This is a genomic window from Coleofasciculus sp. H7-2, from assembly GCF_042747725.1.
Taxonomy (GTDB): domain Bacteria; phylum Cyanobacteriota; class Cyanobacteriia; order Cyanobacteriales; family FACHB-T130; genus FACHB-T130.
This window is the reverse complement of sequence record NZ_JBHZGO010000086.1, coordinates 94,726-112,346: the sequence shown is the minus strand read 5'-3', so window position 1 is coordinate 112,346 and position 17,621 is coordinate 94,726. Positions and strand designations below refer to the sequence as shown.

The window sequence follows — 17,621 nt, the reverse complement described above, 5'->3', positions numbered from 1 at the left end:
TGGAAATGATCGAGGGGCAGGCTTGTACCTGCCCTGGACACTACCTGCGTATCCACAAAATGTACCCCACGAGATCGTCCCGCAATTGGGCAGCGTTAAACTATTTGACCTGTTAGTGGAAACTAGGATAAATGTCTTCGGGGACGAGAGTATAATTGGATTAATTCAAGTATTTATACGTAATTTAATCGTGCAAAAAACACGTATTATTGATTCAAGAATTCAGAATAAATTCATATAACTTCCGGTACTTTAGTTCAAAAAAACTGAATCGATACTCAGGCAGCAAAGAAAGCAAGCAATTCTGTGTAAGAAGTTAGAAAATTTATTGAACGTCATGACAAAAGTTAGCCCTTTTTATGACAATAAACGCCAACTTTGAGTCGCTTATTGGCTGATTGGCGTGGCGTTCTCTCAAAGTTTCCGCATTTCGCCCCAGGAAATTTAGAACTTTGAGTTCGTGGACTGTGGCAGACAGCGAGGCGCTGTTCGCTTTCTTTGCGGTTCAAATTTTGAAGGGCGATCGCCTAATTTACTAACTTTTGTGTACCCGCATCTGCCATAAGTCTGGTTTCAGCTAATAAAGCTGAAGATTACTTAATAAATCGCCCATAGCTGCTGTCTCCTCTGCTACAGTTTTCATTTATACAGCCAAGAAAGAGGCGGATTTGGCTCTAAATCGTTCAAAAAGAGCCAAGTCTGCTGCTGTTACTGTGTCAGCAATTTCTCTTACTTTCGGTAGTGTCATTAGGTAGGTGTGCGATGTTTGCATAGTGGCAATCAACCCTTATGGATTTTATGAATAAAGCTCTTTAACGTAGACACAAGCTGTAGGCATTTTCAAAAATTAGAGTTGCGGTTCCTAGAATACGTAGCGCTCTAGGACGTTCCCATGCCATCAGCCTCCATGAAAGCGAGAGCGCTCTTAGCACATCGCGGGTGTTATCTCTAAAGCCGCTTGCATTCCATGTCCAGAGCAAGCACTTGTGGCTTTAAGAACTCTAACGAAATGTTAAGTTTTATTAAAATTTATTTTTTGTTTAGGGAAAAGCCGAATGCCCCTATGTACCCAATAACAGGGTGTACGCATACTCAACAATCCCTACAGGACACTCAATTCAAGCTCAGGACTGTTCTAGCTGCCTTTGGACAGACACACCTAGATCACTTAAATTAAGTGATAGAGATCACGAAAAGAGAAGATACCAGTCATTGTCTTGTCAAAGTGCGATCGCCTGAGCGATCGCAAAATCACCCGATATAAGGAAGTAAAAAGAAACCTAGATTGGAAAAATGTTAATTAAATTCCCTTTGGTACCCGCCATGACTGACCTTTATGATTCAGAAGATGTTCAGGCAAACCACAAGCGATCGCTCAGAAGACTCGCCAAGGCGATCGCGCTTTCTCAAGGTGAGTTCTCGCTGATTTTGGTCTCCTGTAACTATCCCCAGTTACAGGAGCAAATGGCGAAGCTGCTGAGAGAACTCTCCTCAGTCGAGATTCAAGAACTCGTCCTGCATCCTTCGGTGAAGACGCTTTATACAACTATTCAAAAAACAATTGAAGATCGGCAGCCGCCAGCCTTGATGGTCTTCGGTCTAGAGTCTGTGGTGGACATTAATCAAGTACTTACCTCGACGAACCTCGTCCGGAATCAGTTCCGCAAACAGTTCGCTTTTCCGCTAGTGTTGTGGGTGAGCGATGAAATTCTGCAAAAGCTGACTCGGATGGCACCCGATTTTAAAAACTGGGCTACCACCGCCATTCGATTTGAGGTTCCCAACAATCAGTCGATAGAGTGGACAGCCATCACTGCTTGAATCGGGAGCATCGTGCAAGATGACTAACGCTGGACAGTTGGTAGGATGGCATGACCCAATCTAGCCAGAACTGTATAGGCGGTGTCATTAAATAGTCACTGGTGACTCAACATAAATTGTTGGTTCCTGCATCTTAAACTCTATGCCATACTCCATCAGATGCTTAGAGATTTTTTCGTTTGCCAATTCCAGTAGATGCTTTCGCAGTTGAATCGAGTTTTCGTTAGAACCCAGAATAAAAAACGTTACTCTGGCTCTAGTTGTTTGCTTTTCAGAATTATTCATTAATGTGATATTTGTACTACCTGGATCGATCCCGAACACAGAATCCGTACTCTCATTAATGACTTGCTGTACTAGCGCCTGTTCCCGATCTTCTAGTAACTGAAAAAAATCTAGATAAAGTAAAACCATTACTTTTTTGCCCATCGTCACATTCTCAATTTCCAAATTTGCCAATGTGGAATTGGGCACGATATATAACGTACTTTTAGCCGCCGTGCGAATCTTGGTAGAGCGCAAACCAATCGATTCAACGCGACCAAACAAACCTCCTGGTACGTTGCCAATTGAAGGCAGACGAATATAATCCCCAGGAACAAAAGGGCGATCTAAATACAAAACAATCGTCCCTAAAAGCTGCTCTAGAGTCTTTTGAGCCGCAAACGCCACCGCCAAACCGCCAATGCCTAAACTTGCCATCAAGCCAACTAAATTGAATTGCTGGCTCTGGGCAAAAGCCAAAACGGCGATGAAGCCGAGCGCAACATTTACTAAAGTCTCAATTACCAGAATCAGTTCATCAAAATCTCGACCAAATTTGCCAAGTAAATCAATTCCATAAATTCGGATGAACTGCCGAAATAGCCGCGAGATTAACCAAGCTACACTAATAATGACAGCTAAATCTACAAAAGGTTTGATTAACTTATAAAGTGATTGATAGCTTTCAATCCAGGTTAGAGAAAGAGAGATCAGGATGAATGTACCCGCCACTCTAAACAAGTGTTTGATTGGCTCGATAAAGTCTTCATAAATACTCGTTACTTTCTCCGATGCAAAGCGACGGACGATCAATTTGCTGATCCCAGGTGTGTATCGTCCCAATAGCAAAGAGAGGAGGACAAACAGCAGGAAAATAAGGGGTTTAGAAATATCAATTTGAATAACCTGATAACTAATATCGGCAAAGTTTAGCTTAGATAGTAATGGGTGAATCCACATAAATTGTTGGTTCTTCAATGTCGAAGGCAATCCCGTAATATTTCAATTTATCTGTAATATTTTGACTGGCAATATCGAGGAGTTGACGCCGCAATCCCATCGATACTTCGCTAGAGCCTAAGATAAAAAAAGTAATTTGTGCTTGGGTTTTGCTCTCGCTATCGTTGCCCCAATCTCTAAATGTCACTTCGGTGTTGCGCGAGTCAATGCCAAAAATATCCTCTGTACTGTCTAAAATGACTTGACGAATTAAGGCACGTTCTTCATTCTCAATTGTCCGGTGAAAGTTTAAGTAGATGAGAGCCATAACTTTCTTGGCACCAGAAAAATTCTCAATATTCACTTGTGTTAAGGAACTATTCGGTACGATTACCAATGTTCCTTTGCCAGAAGTGCGAATTCTGGTGGAACGCCAGCCAATTGACTCAACTCTGCCAAAAATACCATCTGGCAAGCCAATATAGTCATCGACAACAAAGGGACGATCGAGATAAATGACAATGCCGCCTAATACTTGTTCCAAAGTTTTTTGGGCAGCAAAGGCAACAGCTAAGCCGCCAATTCCTAAACTGGCTACCAAACCAAAAATATTAATTTTATGAGTTTCGGCAAAAATAACGATAATCAAAAATATAATAATGAAATTAGCAATTAATTTAGCCAAAATTAGCAGTTCGCTGTTGATTTTACGTCCACTGTTGATGGCAGCATCTAAGAGATAGACATCAAAAACCTGCTTGAACAGGCGCGAACCTAACCAACTGGCAGCGATCGCTAGAGAGAAACTAACTGCAATTTCTATTAAACCCGACTGGAAAAAGGCTGGGATTAAGTGTATGGCAGTGTCAGCGATCGCTAGCCCAATGACAACTCCCAATAAACCCTTGTAAGGCTTAACGACTTTTTGATAGGCTTCAAGAGCCTGGGAAGAAACTAATTGCACAACTTCTGATAATTCTGGTAATTCTTCCACTTTATTACAGCAGAATGGAAATTGATCGGCTTTTCACTTAACCCGAATCTCAAGGCAAGATGTCTGAAACGTTTGTGCAGGGGGAAACCATCGCCGCGATCGCTACCGCTGTTGTTCCCCAACAGGGGAGTGTGGGGATTGTGCGAGTATCGGGGGCGGAAGCGATCGCTCTAGCGCGTACCCTCTTCCACGCACCAGGGAAGCAGCAGTGGGAATCTCACCGCATCCTCTACGGATATGTGCGCGATCCCCAGACGCATCATCCGGTAGATGAAGCACTGTTGTTGATTATGCAAGCGCCTCGCTCCTACACCCGCGAAGATGTGGTAGAGTTCCACTGCCACGGTGGAATTATGCCAGTGCAGCAGGTATTGCAGCTGTGTTTGGAGGCGGGGGCAAAATTAGCACAGCCGGGAGAGTTTACCCTGCGGGCGTTTCTGAATGGGCGTCTGGATTTAACGCAGGCGGAGAGTATTTCCGATCTAGTGGGAGCTAAATCGCCTCAAGCGGCTCAATCAGCTCTCGCCGGTTTGCAGGGGAAGTTGCAAAAGCCGATTCGCTCTCTGCGTACCACTTGCCTCGACATCTTGGCAGAGATTGAAGCCCGAATTGACTTTGAGGAAGATTTGCCACCGTTGGATGAAGCGAATATCATCGCCCAAATCGAGCATATCTTGGCAGAAACCACAAAAATTTTGGCAACTGCCGAACAAGGCGAACTCCTCCGCACTGGCTTGAAAGTGGCGATTGTCGGGCGTCCCAACGTGGGGAAATCGAGTTTGCTGAATGCCTGGAGTCGGAGCGATCGCGCCATCGTCACCGACCTTCCCGGCACCACTCGCGACGTTGTAGAATCGACTCTGGTAGTCGGTGGAATTCCCGTGCAAGTGCTAGACACTGCCGGGATTCGGGATACCGCTGATGTGGTAGAGAAGATTGGGGTTGAGCGATCGCGCGATGCCGCCCAAGCCGCTGACTTGGTACTACTCACCATTGATGCCCAAGCCGGTTGGACGCCAGCCGATCGAGAAATCTACGAACAGGTACAACACCGCCCCCTCATTTTAGTCATGAACAAAGTTGACCTTGTAGGGGAAATTCCCGAATTGTCCCTCCCAGATACCATTCACCGGGTTGTACCCACCGCAGCCGCCCACAACCACGGTATTGACGCCCTAGAAGAAGCCATTTTGGATGCCGTACACACCAGCAACCTCAAGGCAGCTGACTTGGATTTAGCGATTAACCAGCGACAAGCAGCAGCGCTAACTAGGGCTAAAACTTCTTTGCAACAAGTGCTGGCTACCATTGCGAATCTACTCCCTCTCGACTTCTGGACAATTGACTTGCGAGGTGCCATTCAAGCTTTAGGAGAAATCACCGGCGAGGAAGTCACAGAATCAGTTCTCGATCGCATTTTTAGCCGATTTTGTATTGGGAAATAGGTAATGGATAATTTTTCAGAACTCTCTATTACCAATACGCATTATTCTGTAGCCCGCACCAGCAGGGCTAATTGTTTGTAAACAAAGGTTTCGCTCCCCCTTGCATCCCCCTGAATCAGGGGGACTTCAGTGTTTTTGCTCGGTTCTCTCCTTATTAAGGAGGGTTAGGGAGGATCTAGGCACACGTAGTTCAGTTATATTTAATTTCATTTACAAACAGTTTCTAATTGTTTGTATAGCCCCATTCAGGCTGAGGGTGTAATGACGATACAGACAATTTGATATTATGCACAAGCAAAAGCAAAACTCAGGCAAATCCAGTTCTCCTAACCAGAGTCAAGCCATTCGGAAAGGATACGAACAATATAGCGTCCAAGGTTTCTACGAACAATTTGGAGATGAATATCGAAATCCTCAAGAGTCCGCCATTCAAAAAGTTTTGCAACTTGCAGTCAGTCAATGGCAGCTAGATTTTCACAAAGTATTAGACTTAGCTTGTGGCAGCGGCGAAGTGACTTTAGCGCTGCAAAGTTTAGGCTGTACCAACATTGATGGCATCGATCCCTACACCTACAACGCCTATTTAAATCGCACGGGTAAAGAAGCTGAACCCTATACTTTTGAGGACATTGCCTCTGGAATTCTCAACGACCGGCATTATAGTTTGATTGCGTGCAGCTTTGCGATGCATTTGCTGCCAGAGTCACGTTTGCCTATCGTCGTTTACCAGCTAGGTCTAATTGCCCATTCAATGATAATTATTACCCCAAACAAGCGCCCTCACTTGAAGCCGGAATGGGGATGGCTTTGCTTAGATGAAATCATCGGTAACCGCGTGCGATCGCGGCTTTATCAGCGCACTTATGGGCAAGGAGAGTAGGCATTGCTCACCCCGATCCCGAACCTAGTTTCTCACAGTTGTTTCTCGCAGCAATTGTTTAACGGTTCCGACTAGCTCGTGGGGTTCAAAGGGTTTAGAAATATAGGCATCTGCGCCTTGCTTCATTCCCCAGTAGCGATCGAATTCTTCCCGTTTGGCTGAACACATCACCACAGCTACCTTCTGGGTTTTGGAGTCGGCTCTAATTTTACGGCAAACTTCGTAGCCATTCATCCGAGGCAGCACAATATCTAGCACCACTAAATCCGGACAATTGCCCTCCATTTGCTCCAGCGCTTCGACACCATCACAAGCCACAGTAACACTCAGCCCACTATCTTGGAGGAGGCGTGAGATCATCTCCCGTTGCGTGTGACTGTCTTCCACCACCAGAACTGTAGTCATAACTCCTACCTACTTACGAGGTTCAAATGTTCGCGGGAAAAAAATGAGCGCACCCCAAGTCGAATTGCCTTTGGTTAGATAAAACTTATCTACTTCCGCTCATTTTCGCTTATGAGTCTAAAAAGTGTTTACGTAAATGTACGTAATTTTTCCGGATTCTTTCCGTTATATTTTAAGCGATCGCTCTGGAATCCTATTCTCGATCAACGGGCATCTTTACTCAACCTTCAAAGTTAGTCCTACTTTTTCCCGAAAAGTTGTAAAGATTATGTAAAAACCCGTCTAAATACGGAGAAGCAGAATTCGGTCACTATCCTTATACGTAAGCATACAGAGCCATCTTTTCGTTCCAATTTTTATAAAACTCTATGTATCGGTTATAACTAATAATTTTAAATTCATGGAAGGAAAACTGCGAGAGCGGCTGAACCGTCGCCGGTTCTTACTTGGCTGTGCCCTGAGTGGAGGCGGGATCGTTGCCGCAGATTTGTTGTCAAAATCTGGAAAAGCACAAGTCTCTGCCCCTGCTATTGTGATATCGGATCAGATGCGTCCGCAAATCCCGTTTGGGGTTGCTAGCGGCGACATCACAGGCAACAGCGCCGTCGTGTGGAGCCGTTGCGATCGCCCTGGACGCATGATTGTGGAATATTCGACATACCGAGTCATTCCGGAATGTGCAGCGGGTCGTGGGACCAGCCGCCCTGAGGTGCATTGGGGGATGGTCGTATCTGGAAAAACTTGACCACACCAGAGAAGTCAAAGGTAGCCGAAACCCTAGCGGAGTTTCGCGGAAATTATGTCTACAACTTGCTCGACGAGAACGTGCGTCGCTTCAATGCCCAAGTGCCGACTCTCGTGCAGTGGGATGACCACCAGACCCGGAACAACTGGTTTCCTGGTCGGATACTCGCTGATGACGATCGCTATAAAGTAGTCAAAAGCTGCGATTTGCTGGCTGCTAGGGGGAAGCAAGCGTTTCTAGAATATACGCCTATGCGCTTCAATCCCAACGATCCAGAGCGGATTTATCGCAGTCCGCGAGTAGAGCGCCGCTACGCTAACAGTATCTAGCACTTTTTAAGAAGCTTGCGGCTCCATCAGCTGATTAAATCGTTCTACGCCTTCTTTGTAGCGCTGCCCTTCATATCCCATCACTTTCTTGATAATCCACTCCTTGTGTTTTCCGTCTTCCAGAAGTATTGGAATCGCCAGAATCAAAACTTCATCTTCTTGGATAAAGCGCTTAAACCAATTACACGTATCAGAGAAGCTACGCTCATGGTAATTGTAAACTTCCCCTAATATTGCCTTGAACGATAAACTGCCAATTTTTTCCGACTCTCGCCCCAATAAAATTGAGTCTTCCGACCTCAAATGAGACTTCAATTCAGCTAATTTGTGAGAGTTGATCAGCTGCTTTCGCAAAGTGGAGAGAATGCCTGTACGAATCTGGGGAAATTTGCGATACAGGTAATCGGACACAGCAGCGTTGATGATCCCGTTGCCCAAAAATTCTAACTGTTTATTAGGCTGCTTGCGCTCCTTCAAGTTCTGAAGATGATGCTCCAGAACCGGATCGATTAAGTGCTTGACGAGCCATTTCTGCGTCTGCGAGAAGCGACGATCGAGGTACATTGCGCCTAACAACGCCTCAAATGCATCTTTAAAGGGGTTATTCACCTTCTGGCGCAGCAGGTTCCAGTCTTCACCCGAACCCAGCAACAGTTCTTCTCCTAGCCCTAATTGGAACCAAAGCTTGGTAAGTCTTTCTCCATCGACTAGCTTGTCTCGCAAAACTGAGAATTTGCTGACCTCTAGATAGGGGCAGCGTTCGTACAGGTAGTCAGCAACCACAAAGTTGAGAATGGCATTGCCGAGGAATTCTAGCCGCTGATTGTCTTGCTCAGATTCGCCGATTTGAGTAGCGAAGGAGTTATGGGTTAGAGCTAGGCGGAGTAGGTTCTTGTCTTTGAAACGGATGCCAATTTTATTTTCGACCGTTTCCGGGTTCCATGTCATCTTCTTTTTCCTCTATGAAATGCCTAGTTAACGAAGGCAAAAGGAAAAAGAAATTTTAGATTTGAGATTGAAAGAATCAATGGGCAATCTTAAAATTTACAAGTATTTTTTCTTTTGCCTTTTGCCTTTTACTTGCCTTTATCTCGGACGTCCTAAGGTGGTGATGTACACAACTGCTTCATCAGCAGGAATACCCAAGACTTCATTCACCTGGTTATCAAAAAAGCCGCCGATGCCGCTGACGCCTAAACCGAGGTGAATGGCGGCTAAATTCAGCCGTTGCCCCAAATGACCGGCATCCATGTGTAAATAACGATAAACGCGATCGCCATACTGCGCCACTGCTGTTTTCAAATCCGCTGTGTGGAATAGCACCGCCCCCGCATCTCTACCCAAATCTTGCCCCAAGCACAGATAGTGCAATTCCTGGCGGAAATTTTTAAAGCGGATTTGCCGCAATTCCTGAGCTTTCGGTGCGTAATAGTAGCAGCCTTCCTCCAGTCCTTCTACCCCAGACACGGCGATAAAGGTTTCGATTAAATTTAAATCAAAATAGTCTGGAGAGCTATCTAAACCTTGGTCGATGTAGTGCTGGGGTTGGTAGGTGAAATCTAATAAAGCTTTCAGTTCCTCTAAAGTCAGATCGTCACCCGTGTAAGCACGAGTCGAGCGCCGCTTGAGAATGGTTGTTTCCAAGTCGTGCAGATTTGCTGCCCAATCAATTGGCGTCGTGACGGTTGAAACCTTGAGACAGAAGGGGAAGTTGTATTTATCATCGGGGGGTGGCGCTTGGAGGACATCTTGGGGGATGGGTGTCTTGCCGGTTATCTGCTGGCTTTCCTCAATCTGCGTCGCTTGGTGGCAGTAGCCGAGTAATTCGCCATCGGGGATATTGGGATAGTCAGTCTGGGTGGCAGAGGGCAATGCAGTTGGACTGAGGGGCAAGTTTTGTTTCACATCCAGCAAGTCTGCCAGAGCGATCGCGCAAATGACCGCTTCCTCCTTTGGGTCGAGGTAAAGTAACTCATTCACCGCCCGATCCACAAACCCCCCAATTAAGTGAGGGCGGTAGTCATTGAGGGTGCCCGCTAGCTCAATATTGCCCAACAGATGCCCCGTATCCAAAAAAATCCGCCGATAAGCTCGGTCTTGATAGCGCCAAGCGGAACGGTAAAATACGGCTGTTGTAATCAGGCACAATTGGGTACTGTCTAACACCGGATGCCAAAAACAAGCTGTTTGCAGCGCTTTCCAGGCATCACTTTCCCAAAAATGAATTAAAGAATGGCTCTGAGGCTGATAGTTATACAGTCCGGGTGGCAACAGCGGCGTCCCACGGGAAATCAAATAAATCTCCGCTGGGTACAATCCACCGGCGGAGGGTGCTGCCCTCAGATACATCGGATTTCCCATTGTCACCACTTTGGCAGTCAAGCCATAGCTGCAAAACAGCAGCCGCGACAGGCGACGCCATTGGGTCTTTTCTCCCTCATCCACTAACGGCTCTGGTATTTCTGTTAAATAGGGCTTCAGGTCATAGGATGTGCCAATTTTGTAGTCCTTGAAAGGCACTGGTTGACGTTCCCAATCCAACCCCTGGCTCTTAGAGGCGAGCGTCTGGGGATCGTATTTAGTCCGCTCGTGATAGTGCTGAGCAATTGACACTCGCAATTCTGGCATACAGCTGTCTAGCAACGCTTCTGCTTCGCCTTCCATCTTGCCATTCCCAGCAGCAAACGTGTCGTGCCGTTAGGTACAAATAAATGTGCGTCGTTGTGGATTAATTATGTTTTAACGGTCTTTAGGGGCGAATGGCGGTTTGCCCCGATGCCTTAAATCAACGTTGACAGACCCGTAGATTAACCGGCGTGCGGAGGTTCGGACGGTTGAGCTGATGGTCGCCGCTGCTGCTTCCAGCGGTGATAGCCAACGGGAACAGCCACTAACACAAACAAAAACGGGCTGAAGACTGCTAACCAAATCGCCAACCGGATGAAGCTGGTGGTGAGTTCGCCCAAGGAGTGAGTGGCTTGGTTCCAGGTTTCCCGAACATCTGAACCCAAAGGTCGCTCTGGGGGTATACCTGCGATCGCTTCTTCCAAAGTTAGCGTGATGGTAGAGTAGGCGACTCGACTGCGTAAGCTTTTCAGTTGTGCATCCAGCTGTTCAATATTTTGCCGCACGTTGCTGAGTTCGTTGGCAACTTTAAGGACATCCCCGACTGAGCCGGAGCGTTCCATAATTTTAAGTAAAGTGCTTTCCTGTTTCCGCAGGTTCCGCAGTCGGGCTTCGTTATCCACCAGTTGATCGGTGACATCTTCAGCGGTGAGGGTGCGGCGCTGTACGGTTCCCAGTTTTGCTAAGAAATCGAGACTGGTTTCGAGCTGCTCTTGAGGAACCCGAATTTGCATGGATGCGGTGTGGCGAGAGTTGTCGTCTTTGGGTTTTTGATCTTGGAATTTTAGTAAGTCGCCCTGCTGTTGTTTAACAATTTTGGAGGCGATTTCAGTACTTTTTTCTATCGAGTTGACACTCACTGATAGTTCGGCGTTTTTGATCAATTGGGGGCGCTGTCTCGGCACCTGAGCCTTCGCCACAGCAGGTTTTGCAATGTTTTGGGAGCTAACTGCTTCGGTTTCGGCTGCCGGAATTGCCATTGGCTCTGAATTTGGGGCTGCGCGATCGAGTTGAGCCAGTTGAGCGTTTTTTTCAAAAGAAGAGGCACAACTGGTTAAAACGATGCCTCCCAGCAAGGCACTCAAGAGTAAAGAAGGTTTAAGCGTGGGATGAATTGAGCCGTTCATTGCATAACCCCCAATTTAGTTATCGCCAGTATGCCTCACTCATAGAAGGGGCACGCTGATTGTTGCGGTTTATGCAACAAAGGGTGCGGCGGCGATGGGAAATGGCGACGATAGCGGTTCTTACTTGAACCAAATAAGGCAGAACCTAACCCCCTAGCCTTCTTCCCTATGAGGGAAGGGGGAACTGCAAAATTCCCCTTTCAAGAGCAAAAGAGGGGCTAGGGGAGAGGTCAGTTCGTACTGCATCCAACTGAAAATTGCTATATACTTCCTCGTGTCTGACGAGAGCGATCGCATCTAACGGCTTCCCTAAGCTAGATACGTGCTTTGTTAATTTACTTCACACTAGATCGGGAATTCCAGGAAAAAAGGACTGTTTTTCGTGATTGCTAACCTGATTGAAAATGGTTGGGAAGTAATTTATCATCGCGCCCATGCCTTGCTGGCTGCTCAAATAGCGGGACACTGGCACCAGAAAGATCGCCCAGAACGCTTGATCGAGACTGTGGCGGCGATTTCCCATCACGACGACTTAGAACGGGAGTGGGAAGGAAACCACCTTACAGAAGCGGGGGCACCGCTGGACTTTACCCTTGACAAGAAAACTGACCTCAAAAAGCTGGCTGCACTGACGCAGAATTCCCGCTACCGAGGACGCTGGGTAGCTTTGTTGATTTCGATGCATACCAGCTTTCTCAATGAAGGGAAACGTGGAGAGTCGCCGGAATTGGACAAATTTCTGGATGAGCAAAAAGAGCATCAAAAGCAATGGATTAAGGGGTTGAAGATTACCCAAAAGGAAGCCGAGAAAGCTTATGCATATATGCAATGGTGCGATCGCTTCTCACTCATCCTCTGCAACCACGAGTTGCCTGCTGGTGAGCGGGCTTTGGAAATTAGCAATGGGCCAGACGGAAAGCGCTATGATGTGGTGCAGCGTAGCGATGGTAATCTCACCGTGAAACCTTGGCCTTTTGAAGAGGAAAAGTTTACGGTGAATGTGGAAGCGTCCTACCTCAGACAAGTGAAATTCGACTCAAACGAGGAACTCACGCAAGCGCTTCAAGAAGCACCGATCGACATTTTAGAGTGGACGTTAGTTAAGTCTTGACGGATGGGTAATGGGTAATCGGTGATTAGTCAGTCGCAACAAACCAAGGACTCACGACTACTAACAATTACCCATTACCAATTTTCTAAGCGTAGGGTTATCTTGACTTAGTTTGATAGAATTAAGAGTTTGCACTACTCAAGATGCTTGCTCCAAGGAGTTGCCCCTATGGCTCGGATGTATTATGACAACGATGCTAACTTAGATTTATTAAGCGGAAAAACCATTGCTATCATCGGCTATGGCTCTCAAGGTCACGCCCACGCCCTCAATCTCAAAGATAGTGGCATGAACGTCATTGTCGGGCTGTATCCGGGTAGTAAGTCGGCCCAAAAAGCGAAAGAAGCTGGGTTAGCTGTCCACACGGTGGCTGACGCTGCCAAAGCGGCTGATTTCATTATGATTCTGCTGCCTGATGAGGCACAAAAAACAGTTTATACCAATGAAATTGCGCCTCACTTAACCGAAGGAAAAGTGTTAGCCTTTGCACACGGTTTCAATATTCACTTTGGTCAGGTTGTCCCGCCTGAGAATGTAGATGTGGTGATGGTAGCACCAAAGGGGCCAGGACATTTGGTGCGACGCACTTACGAACAGGGTGAAGGTGTGCCTTGTTTATTTGCGGTGTATCAAGATGCCACTGGACAAGCACGCGATCGCGCGATGGCTTACGCTAAAGGTATCGGCGGTACTCGTGCCGGGATCTTAGAAACCACTTTCCGGGAAGAAACTGAAACCGATTTGTTTGGCGAACAAGTTGTGCTTTGCGGCGGCTTAAGTGCGCTGATTAAAGCTGGTTTTGAAACGCTTGTTGCTGCTGGCTATCAGCCGGAATTGGCTTATTTTGAATGTCTCCATGAAGTCAAACTGATTGTTGACTTGGTTGTGGAAGGCGGTTTAGCCAAAATGCGCGACAGCATCTCTAATACCGCTGAGTATGGCGATTATACCCGTGGTCCTCGGATTGTCACCGACCAAACCCGCGCTGAGATGCGGAAAATTCTCCAAGAAATTCAATCGGGTCAATTTGCACGGGAATTTGTGTTAGAAAATCAATCTGGAAAAGCCGGATTTACAGCTATGCGGCGTCAGGAAGCCGAACATCCTATTGAGGAAGTTGGCAAAGATTTACGGGCAATGTTTAGCTGGTTGAAGAAAGTGTAAGCGGTTAGATACGAAAAAAATCTGGATAGTTGAAAACCCGTTTTCTTTAAAGAAAGCGGGTTTTTAGTTGATTGGAATTTGATGTTTATTCCAATGAATACTTTTTAGTTAAAGTTTTGAGCTAACACGTCAGATCCCCCCCTAACCCCCCTTAAAAAGGGGGGACAAGAGCAAAAACTTCAGGACTTACGCAAAGCTTATACATATAGCGTTCTTGTCGGTTCAATCCCCCTGTGGTTGCCCTCAGATGTCGCGCAAGTTGCGTAAGTCCTGACTTAGTTTTCTAAGCCCCCTTTGTAAGGGGGTTGGGGGTATATCCAACAATTACAGCTGTAGCCGATAAGTATTCCTACTTAGATAGTAATCCGGTTCATTTAGAGTTAAAAATCCAAAATCTGCGTAGGTTGGGTTGAGGAACGAAACCCAACAAATGCTTATGCGTGTTGGGTTTCGTTCCTCAACCCAACCTACAACTATTCGGTAGTGAACCTAGAGGGTATGTGTAAAGTTTTATGTAAAGAAAAAAAACCACTTTTCGACAACTTTCATTTTTCTTTATAAACGCGCTCAGAATTGCCAGTCATCGGTAATGGATAATGGAAATGAACATTCTCCCCTAACCCATTACCAATTGACTATTTTCTTCCTTTTTCCTCTTGTTCAATGGCTTTCTCGGTTCGCTCGTAAACATTTCTGGGTTTCTTGGTGGGAAATAATCCCAGGAAAGAATTATTCAAAGCGGTTCGGGTGTTGAAACTAGCTGTACTTAAGGGTTTGGGCAGAACGCGATCGCCAAAACCAATAAACATTAAAGCTAAAATAATCACCAATGGCGTAACTGTCTTTTTATCCACGATCGTATGAAAATTTTCCTAAGCTATTTTCTTCTATTGTTCCCTCAAAAACTGGAAAAGTTAAACAGTAAAAAGGGAAAGTTTTATCTGTTTTTGGCGACTGCTGTCTTGCCTTTATTCGCGCCTTTCTATTTATTACCCCCCTTATCAGCAGCACCGGAACTAGAAGATGCCCTGAAAAATCCCCAGCCGCAAGGAGATGAGGATTTTATCAGTGGTGTAAGGGCAAGTTTGACCGCCCATCCTGATAAAGCATCCATAACGAAACAGGTTGTTAAACCAGATCCAGTCACAATTGATCATCGATCCCAGACATCTGACAGGCAAAGCGCTAGCGAATTCAACGCAGATAAACTGCTGCAACTAGGAATTCGGCAGCATCAAACGGGACAATTTCAAGAAGCATTAAAGTCTTTGCAAAGGTCACTCAGACTCTACCAGGAGATCGGTTCGCGCACGGGTGAAGCGAATGTTCTGTTAAATATTGGCGAAACTTACTTCACTTTAGGGCAATATTTGAGATCGCTTGCATTCTACTACCAGACCTTAGACATTCTGCAAGCCATCGGCGATCAACCGGGTACGGCTAAGGTGCTGGATAATTTGGGCAATGCTTACTTCTATCTGGGGGATGAAAAACAAGCGAAAGATTTTCACGATTCAGCGGAAAAACTGAGAAAAGAAATCGGCAATCCCAAACGAGAAGCTGCTTTTTTAGGCAATGTGGGAATCACTCACGAATCAGAGAGAGAATATCCAGAAGCGATCGCACTTTACAAAGAACAGTTAGCGACGGCACGAGACAGCCGCAATCCAAATGCAGTGCTGGATTCTCTAAATAACCTGGCAGAAGCTTATCGCACCATCGGACAATACCCCCAAGCTATTGACTTTTATCAGCAGCAGCAGCTGATTGCTAGGAAAAGCGGCAACGCCACGGAAGAAGGTTATTTTCTTAACAGTATTGCTGAAGCTTATGAGGCACAGGGGCAATATCCAGAAGCGATTGAAGTCAGAAGACAACAAGTTGCGATCGCTCAAAAAGCTGGCGATGCTGCTTTGCAATTAATTGCCCTGAATAATTTGGCAAAAGCTTACCAAAATGCGGGGCAATTTGAGCAAGCGATCGCGCTGTATCAGGAACCGCTGGCGGCGGCAAGAAAAACAGGCGATCGCTTGGCAGAAGGGACGGCGCTGAATAATTTGGCATTCGCGCTTCTAAAATCAGGTAAACCAGAAGAAGCGAAAGAAACCCTTCTCAATTCAGTTAAAACTTGGGACGCCATTCGCGCCAACTTAGGCAGCACCAATCGCTATTTGGACGCGCAAGCAACGACGTATCAGCGCTTGCAACAAGTTTTAGTTGCTCAAAAACAGCCGATTGCCGCCTTAGAAATGGCTGAACAAGGGCGGATCAGGTCGATTGTCGATTTACTGCGGTTGCGGTTAGCTACCGAACCCGTCGGATCGGGTTTAAAACCTGCACCGAAGAAACTGACTTTCCCCACCATTGAAGAAATTAAAAAAATCGCCCAGCAGGAAAAAGCCACACTCGTTGAATATTCGATTATTCCCGATGAAGGACTTTATGTTTGGGTGATTCCGCCTAGCGGGGAAGTTACATTTCGGCGCATCGAACTCAGCGCCCAAAATACAATTTTCCCTGTCTCTTCAATCGAAAATGTAATTTCCAAGATTCCTGAATCTCTCGGATTGTCAGCGCCTGCGAATCCTCCGAACAAGAGAGGAAGTTCAGAACAAGCGCCAATCGGAAATGCAAATTCTTCCTCACAGGCGATCGCGCCAATCATTCAGCCAAAACCGTTGCTGCAACTGCATCAACTATTAATTAAACCGATTGCTGATTTATTGCCAGAAGACCCAAACGCCCGTGTTATCTTTATTCCACAAAAAGAAATGTTTCGGATTCCGTTTGCGGCTTTAGTGGATGTTTATGGCAACTACCTGATCGATAAACATACCATCCTGACAGCACCTGCAATTCAGGCACTTGCTTTAACCAAAGAGCAACGAGGAAAAACTTCTGGGGGCAATCGTCTGGTGGTCGGAAATCCCGTGATGCCGCGAATTGCACCAGCACTGGGACAGGCACCGAAGGCGTTACCGCCGCTGGCAAATGCAGAACAGCAAGCCCTAGAAATCGCCGACTTTCTCAAGACAAAATCCCTGCTAATTGGCAATCAAGCAACAAAGGCGGCGGTTTTGGAACAGATGCGGAAAGCTAAGAGCGTTCATCTAGGAACTTATGCGATTCTGGATGATGTGAAGCGCCAAGGTGTACCCGGTGCGATCGCGCTGGCTCCGGGTGGCTCAGATAATGGCTTACTCACTTCTGCTGAAATTTTGGAATCTTTCGCCCAACCCAAAGGGCAACACCTCCGCCCCGAATTAGTCGTTTTCACTGCCGTTGAAAATGGGAAGGGTAAAACGACTGGCGATGGCGTTATTGGTCTATCCACTGCTTTGATGGCAGCTGGCGTTCCTACTGCAATCGTGCCTTTGTGGTCTGCGCCAGATGCTCCCACGGGTGCGTTGATGAGTGAATTTTACAAGCAGCTGAAGCAGAACAACGATAAAGCCGATGCCTTGCGCCAAGCCATGCTCAAAATCAAGCAACAAAATCCCAATCCCAAAGACTGGGCAGCATTCACGCTAATTGGGGAACCCAAATAATCAGGACTTACGCAAAGTTTATACATATAGCGTTCTTGTCGGTTCAATCCCTCTGTGGTTGCGGTGGCAGATGTGATGCTGTTGCGTAAGTCCTGTAATGATAAAAATTTGCCTCGATTTTAATACAGCCTAGGAACAAGAAAATCAGGCTCCCTCCCCGTTGCGGCTACCGTGTACACGGTAGCGTTGCGGGGAGGGTTGGGGAGCAATACGGTTCGGATAAG

The 17,621-nt window shown here is 46.4% G+C and carries 15 protein-coding genes; 8 read left to right on the top strand and 7 right to left on the bottom strand.

The genetic code is table 11. From position 1 onward, the window contains the following. The first annotated feature begins 1,293 nt into the window (after positions 1-1,293). Entirely contained in the window at positions 1,294-1,821 is a 528-nt protein-coding gene (locus tag ACFW2W_RS17875; protein ID WP_378180973.1) for a hypothetical protein, read from the top strand. 87 nt (positions 1,822-1,908) lie between these two features. Here the strand turns inward: ACFW2W_RS17875 and ACFW2W_RS17870 are convergent, their stop codons facing one another. Next, positions 1,909-3,045: a mechanosensitive ion channel family protein gene (locus ACFW2W_RS17870; protein WP_378180970.1), complete on the bottom strand. Its 1,137-nt coding sequence runs from the start codon at positions 3,043-3,045 to the stop codon at positions 1,909-1,911. Continuing rightward, positions 3,020-4,018: a mechanosensitive ion channel family protein gene (locus ACFW2W_RS17865; RefSeq protein WP_378180967.1), complete on the bottom strand. Its 999-nt coding sequence runs from the start codon at positions 4,016-4,018 to the stop codon at positions 3,020-3,022. The genes ACFW2W_RS17870 and ACFW2W_RS17865 overlap by 26 nt, the downstream gene beginning before the upstream one ends. A 59-nt stretch (positions 4,019-4,077) precedes the next feature. Here ACFW2W_RS17865 and mnmE point away from each other — a divergent pair, with 59 nt between their 5' ends. Both mnmE and ACFW2W_RS17855 read left to right on the top strand, forming a co-directional pair. Further along, positions 4,078-5,463, top strand: a complete 1,386-nt coding sequence (gene mnmE, locus ACFW2W_RS17860) for a tRNA uridine-5-carboxymethylaminomethyl(34) synthesis GTPase MnmE (protein WP_378180964.1) — start codon at positions 4,078-4,080, stop codon at positions 5,461-5,463. Positions 5,464-5,749: 286 nt separating this feature from the next. Further along, on the top strand, positions 5,750-6,343 hold the full coding sequence (locus tag ACFW2W_RS17855) for a hypothetical protein (protein WP_378180961.1): 594 nt from the start codon (positions 5,750-5,752) through the stop codon (positions 6,341-6,343). Positions 6,344-6,367: 24 nt separating this feature from the next. Here ACFW2W_RS17855 and ACFW2W_RS17850 read toward each other — a convergent pair whose 3' ends face one another. Beyond that, positions 6,368-6,748, bottom strand: coding sequence for a response regulator transcription factor (locus tag ACFW2W_RS17850; RefSeq protein WP_378180958.1), 381 nt, complete (start codon positions 6,746-6,748; stop codon positions 6,368-6,370). 400 nt (positions 6,749-7,148) lie between these two features. On the opposite strand from ACFW2W_RS17850, the gene ACFW2W_RS17845 reads away from it, so the two are divergent. After that, a complete protein-coding gene (locus ACFW2W_RS17845) occupies positions 7,149-7,493 on the top strand; it encodes a hypothetical protein (protein ID WP_378180955.1) in 345 nt (114 codons plus the stop codon). Further along, the gene (locus ACFW2W_RS17840) at positions 7,490-7,822 is read left to right on the top strand and encodes an alkaline phosphatase D family protein (protein WP_378180953.1); all 333 of its coding nucleotides are present in this window, start codon (positions 7,490-7,492) and stop codon (positions 7,820-7,822) included. The genes ACFW2W_RS17845 and ACFW2W_RS17840 overlap by 4 nt, the downstream gene beginning before the upstream one ends. Positions 7,823-7,828: 6 nt before the next feature. Here the strand turns inward: ACFW2W_RS17840 and ACFW2W_RS17835 are convergent, their stop codons facing one another. From ACFW2W_RS17835 to ACFW2W_RS17825, 3 genes are all read right to left on the bottom strand, one after another. Next, a complete protein-coding gene (locus ACFW2W_RS17835) occupies positions 7,829-8,770 on the bottom strand; it encodes a ribonuclease III domain-containing protein (protein WP_378180950.1) in 942 nt (313 codons plus the stop codon). 138 nt (positions 8,771-8,908) lie between these two features. After that, positions 8,909-10,450, bottom strand: a complete 1,542-nt coding sequence (locus ACFW2W_RS17830) for a SagB/ThcOx family dehydrogenase (protein WP_378181049.1) — start codon at positions 10,448-10,450, stop codon at positions 8,909-8,911. A gap of 179 nt (positions 10,451-10,629) precedes the next feature. Beyond that, positions 10,630-11,574 (bottom strand): DUF4349 domain-containing protein, encoded by a 945-nt coding sequence (locus ACFW2W_RS17825; protein ID WP_378180947.1) that lies wholly within the window; start codon positions 11,572-11,574, stop codon positions 10,630-10,632. Positions 11,575-11,956: 382 nt separating this feature from the next. Between ACFW2W_RS17825 and ACFW2W_RS17820 the strand changes: the two genes are divergently transcribed. Next, on the top strand, positions 11,957-12,685 hold the full coding sequence (locus ACFW2W_RS17820) for a DUF3891 family protein (RefSeq protein WP_378180944.1): 729 nt from the start codon (positions 11,957-11,959) through the stop codon (positions 12,683-12,685). Between the two features lie 168 nt (positions 12,686-12,853). Then, positions 12,854-13,849 (top strand): ketol-acid reductoisomerase, encoded by a 996-nt coding sequence (gene ilvC / locus ACFW2W_RS17815; protein WP_378180941.1) that lies wholly within the window; start codon positions 12,854-12,856, stop codon positions 13,847-13,849. A gap of 635 nt (positions 13,850-14,484) precedes the next feature. Here ilvC and ACFW2W_RS17810 read toward each other — a convergent pair. Then, the gene (locus tag ACFW2W_RS17810; RefSeq protein WP_378180938.1) at positions 14,485-14,703 is read right to left on the bottom strand and encodes a hypothetical protein; all 219 of its coding nucleotides are present in this window, start codon (positions 14,701-14,703) and stop codon (positions 14,485-14,487) included. 93 nt (positions 14,704-14,796) lie between these two features. On the opposite strand from ACFW2W_RS17810, the gene ACFW2W_RS17805 reads away from it, so the two are divergent. Then, positions 14,797-17,397 carry a CHAT domain-containing protein gene (locus tag ACFW2W_RS17805; protein WP_378180935.1) on the top strand — a complete coding sequence of 867 codons (2,601 nt, stop codon included), beginning with the start codon at positions 14,797-14,799 and terminating at the stop codon, positions 17,395-17,397. Positions 17,398-17,621: the final 224 nt, after the last annotated feature.

What these genes read in the sequence shown, in the direction of transcription:
- ACFW2W_RS17850 (WP_378180958.1), bottom strand. Translation starts at nt 6,748, where the DNA reads ATGACTACAGTTCTGGTGGTGGAAGACAGTCACACGCAACGGGAGATG.
- ACFW2W_RS17825 (WP_378180947.1), bottom strand. Translation starts at nt 11,574, where the DNA reads ATGAACGGCTCAATTCATCCCACGCTTAAACCTTCTTTACTCTTGAGT.
- ilvC (WP_378180941.1), top strand. Translation starts at nt 12,854, where the DNA reads ATGGCTCGGATGTATTATGACAACGATGCTAACTTAGATTTATTAAGC.
- ACFW2W_RS17835 (WP_378180950.1), bottom strand. Translation starts at nt 8,770, where the DNA reads ATGACATGGAACCCGGAAACGGTCGAAAATAAAATTGGCATCCGTTTC.
- ACFW2W_RS17855 (WP_378180961.1), top strand. Translation starts at nt 5,750, where the DNA reads ATGCACAAGCAAAAGCAAAACTCAGGCAAATCCAGTTCTCCTAACCAG.
- ACFW2W_RS17870 (WP_378180970.1), bottom strand. Translation starts at nt 3,045, where the DNA reads ATGTGGATTCACCCATTACTATCTAAGCTAAACTTTGCCGATATTAGT.
- ACFW2W_RS17875 (WP_378180973.1), top strand. Translation starts at nt 1,294, where the DNA reads ATGTTAATTAAATTCCCTTTGGTACCCGCCATGACTGACCTTTATGAT.
- mnmE (WP_378180964.1), top strand. Translation starts at nt 4,078, where the DNA reads ATGTCTGAAACGTTTGTGCAGGGGGAAACCATCGCCGCGATCGCTACC.
- ACFW2W_RS17830 (WP_378181049.1), bottom strand. Translation starts at nt 10,450, where the DNA reads ATGCCAGAATTGCGAGTGTCAATTGCTCAGCACTATCACGAGCGGACT.
- ACFW2W_RS17845 (WP_378180955.1), top strand. Translation starts at nt 7,149, where the DNA reads ATGGAAGGAAAACTGCGAGAGCGGCTGAACCGTCGCCGGTTCTTACTT.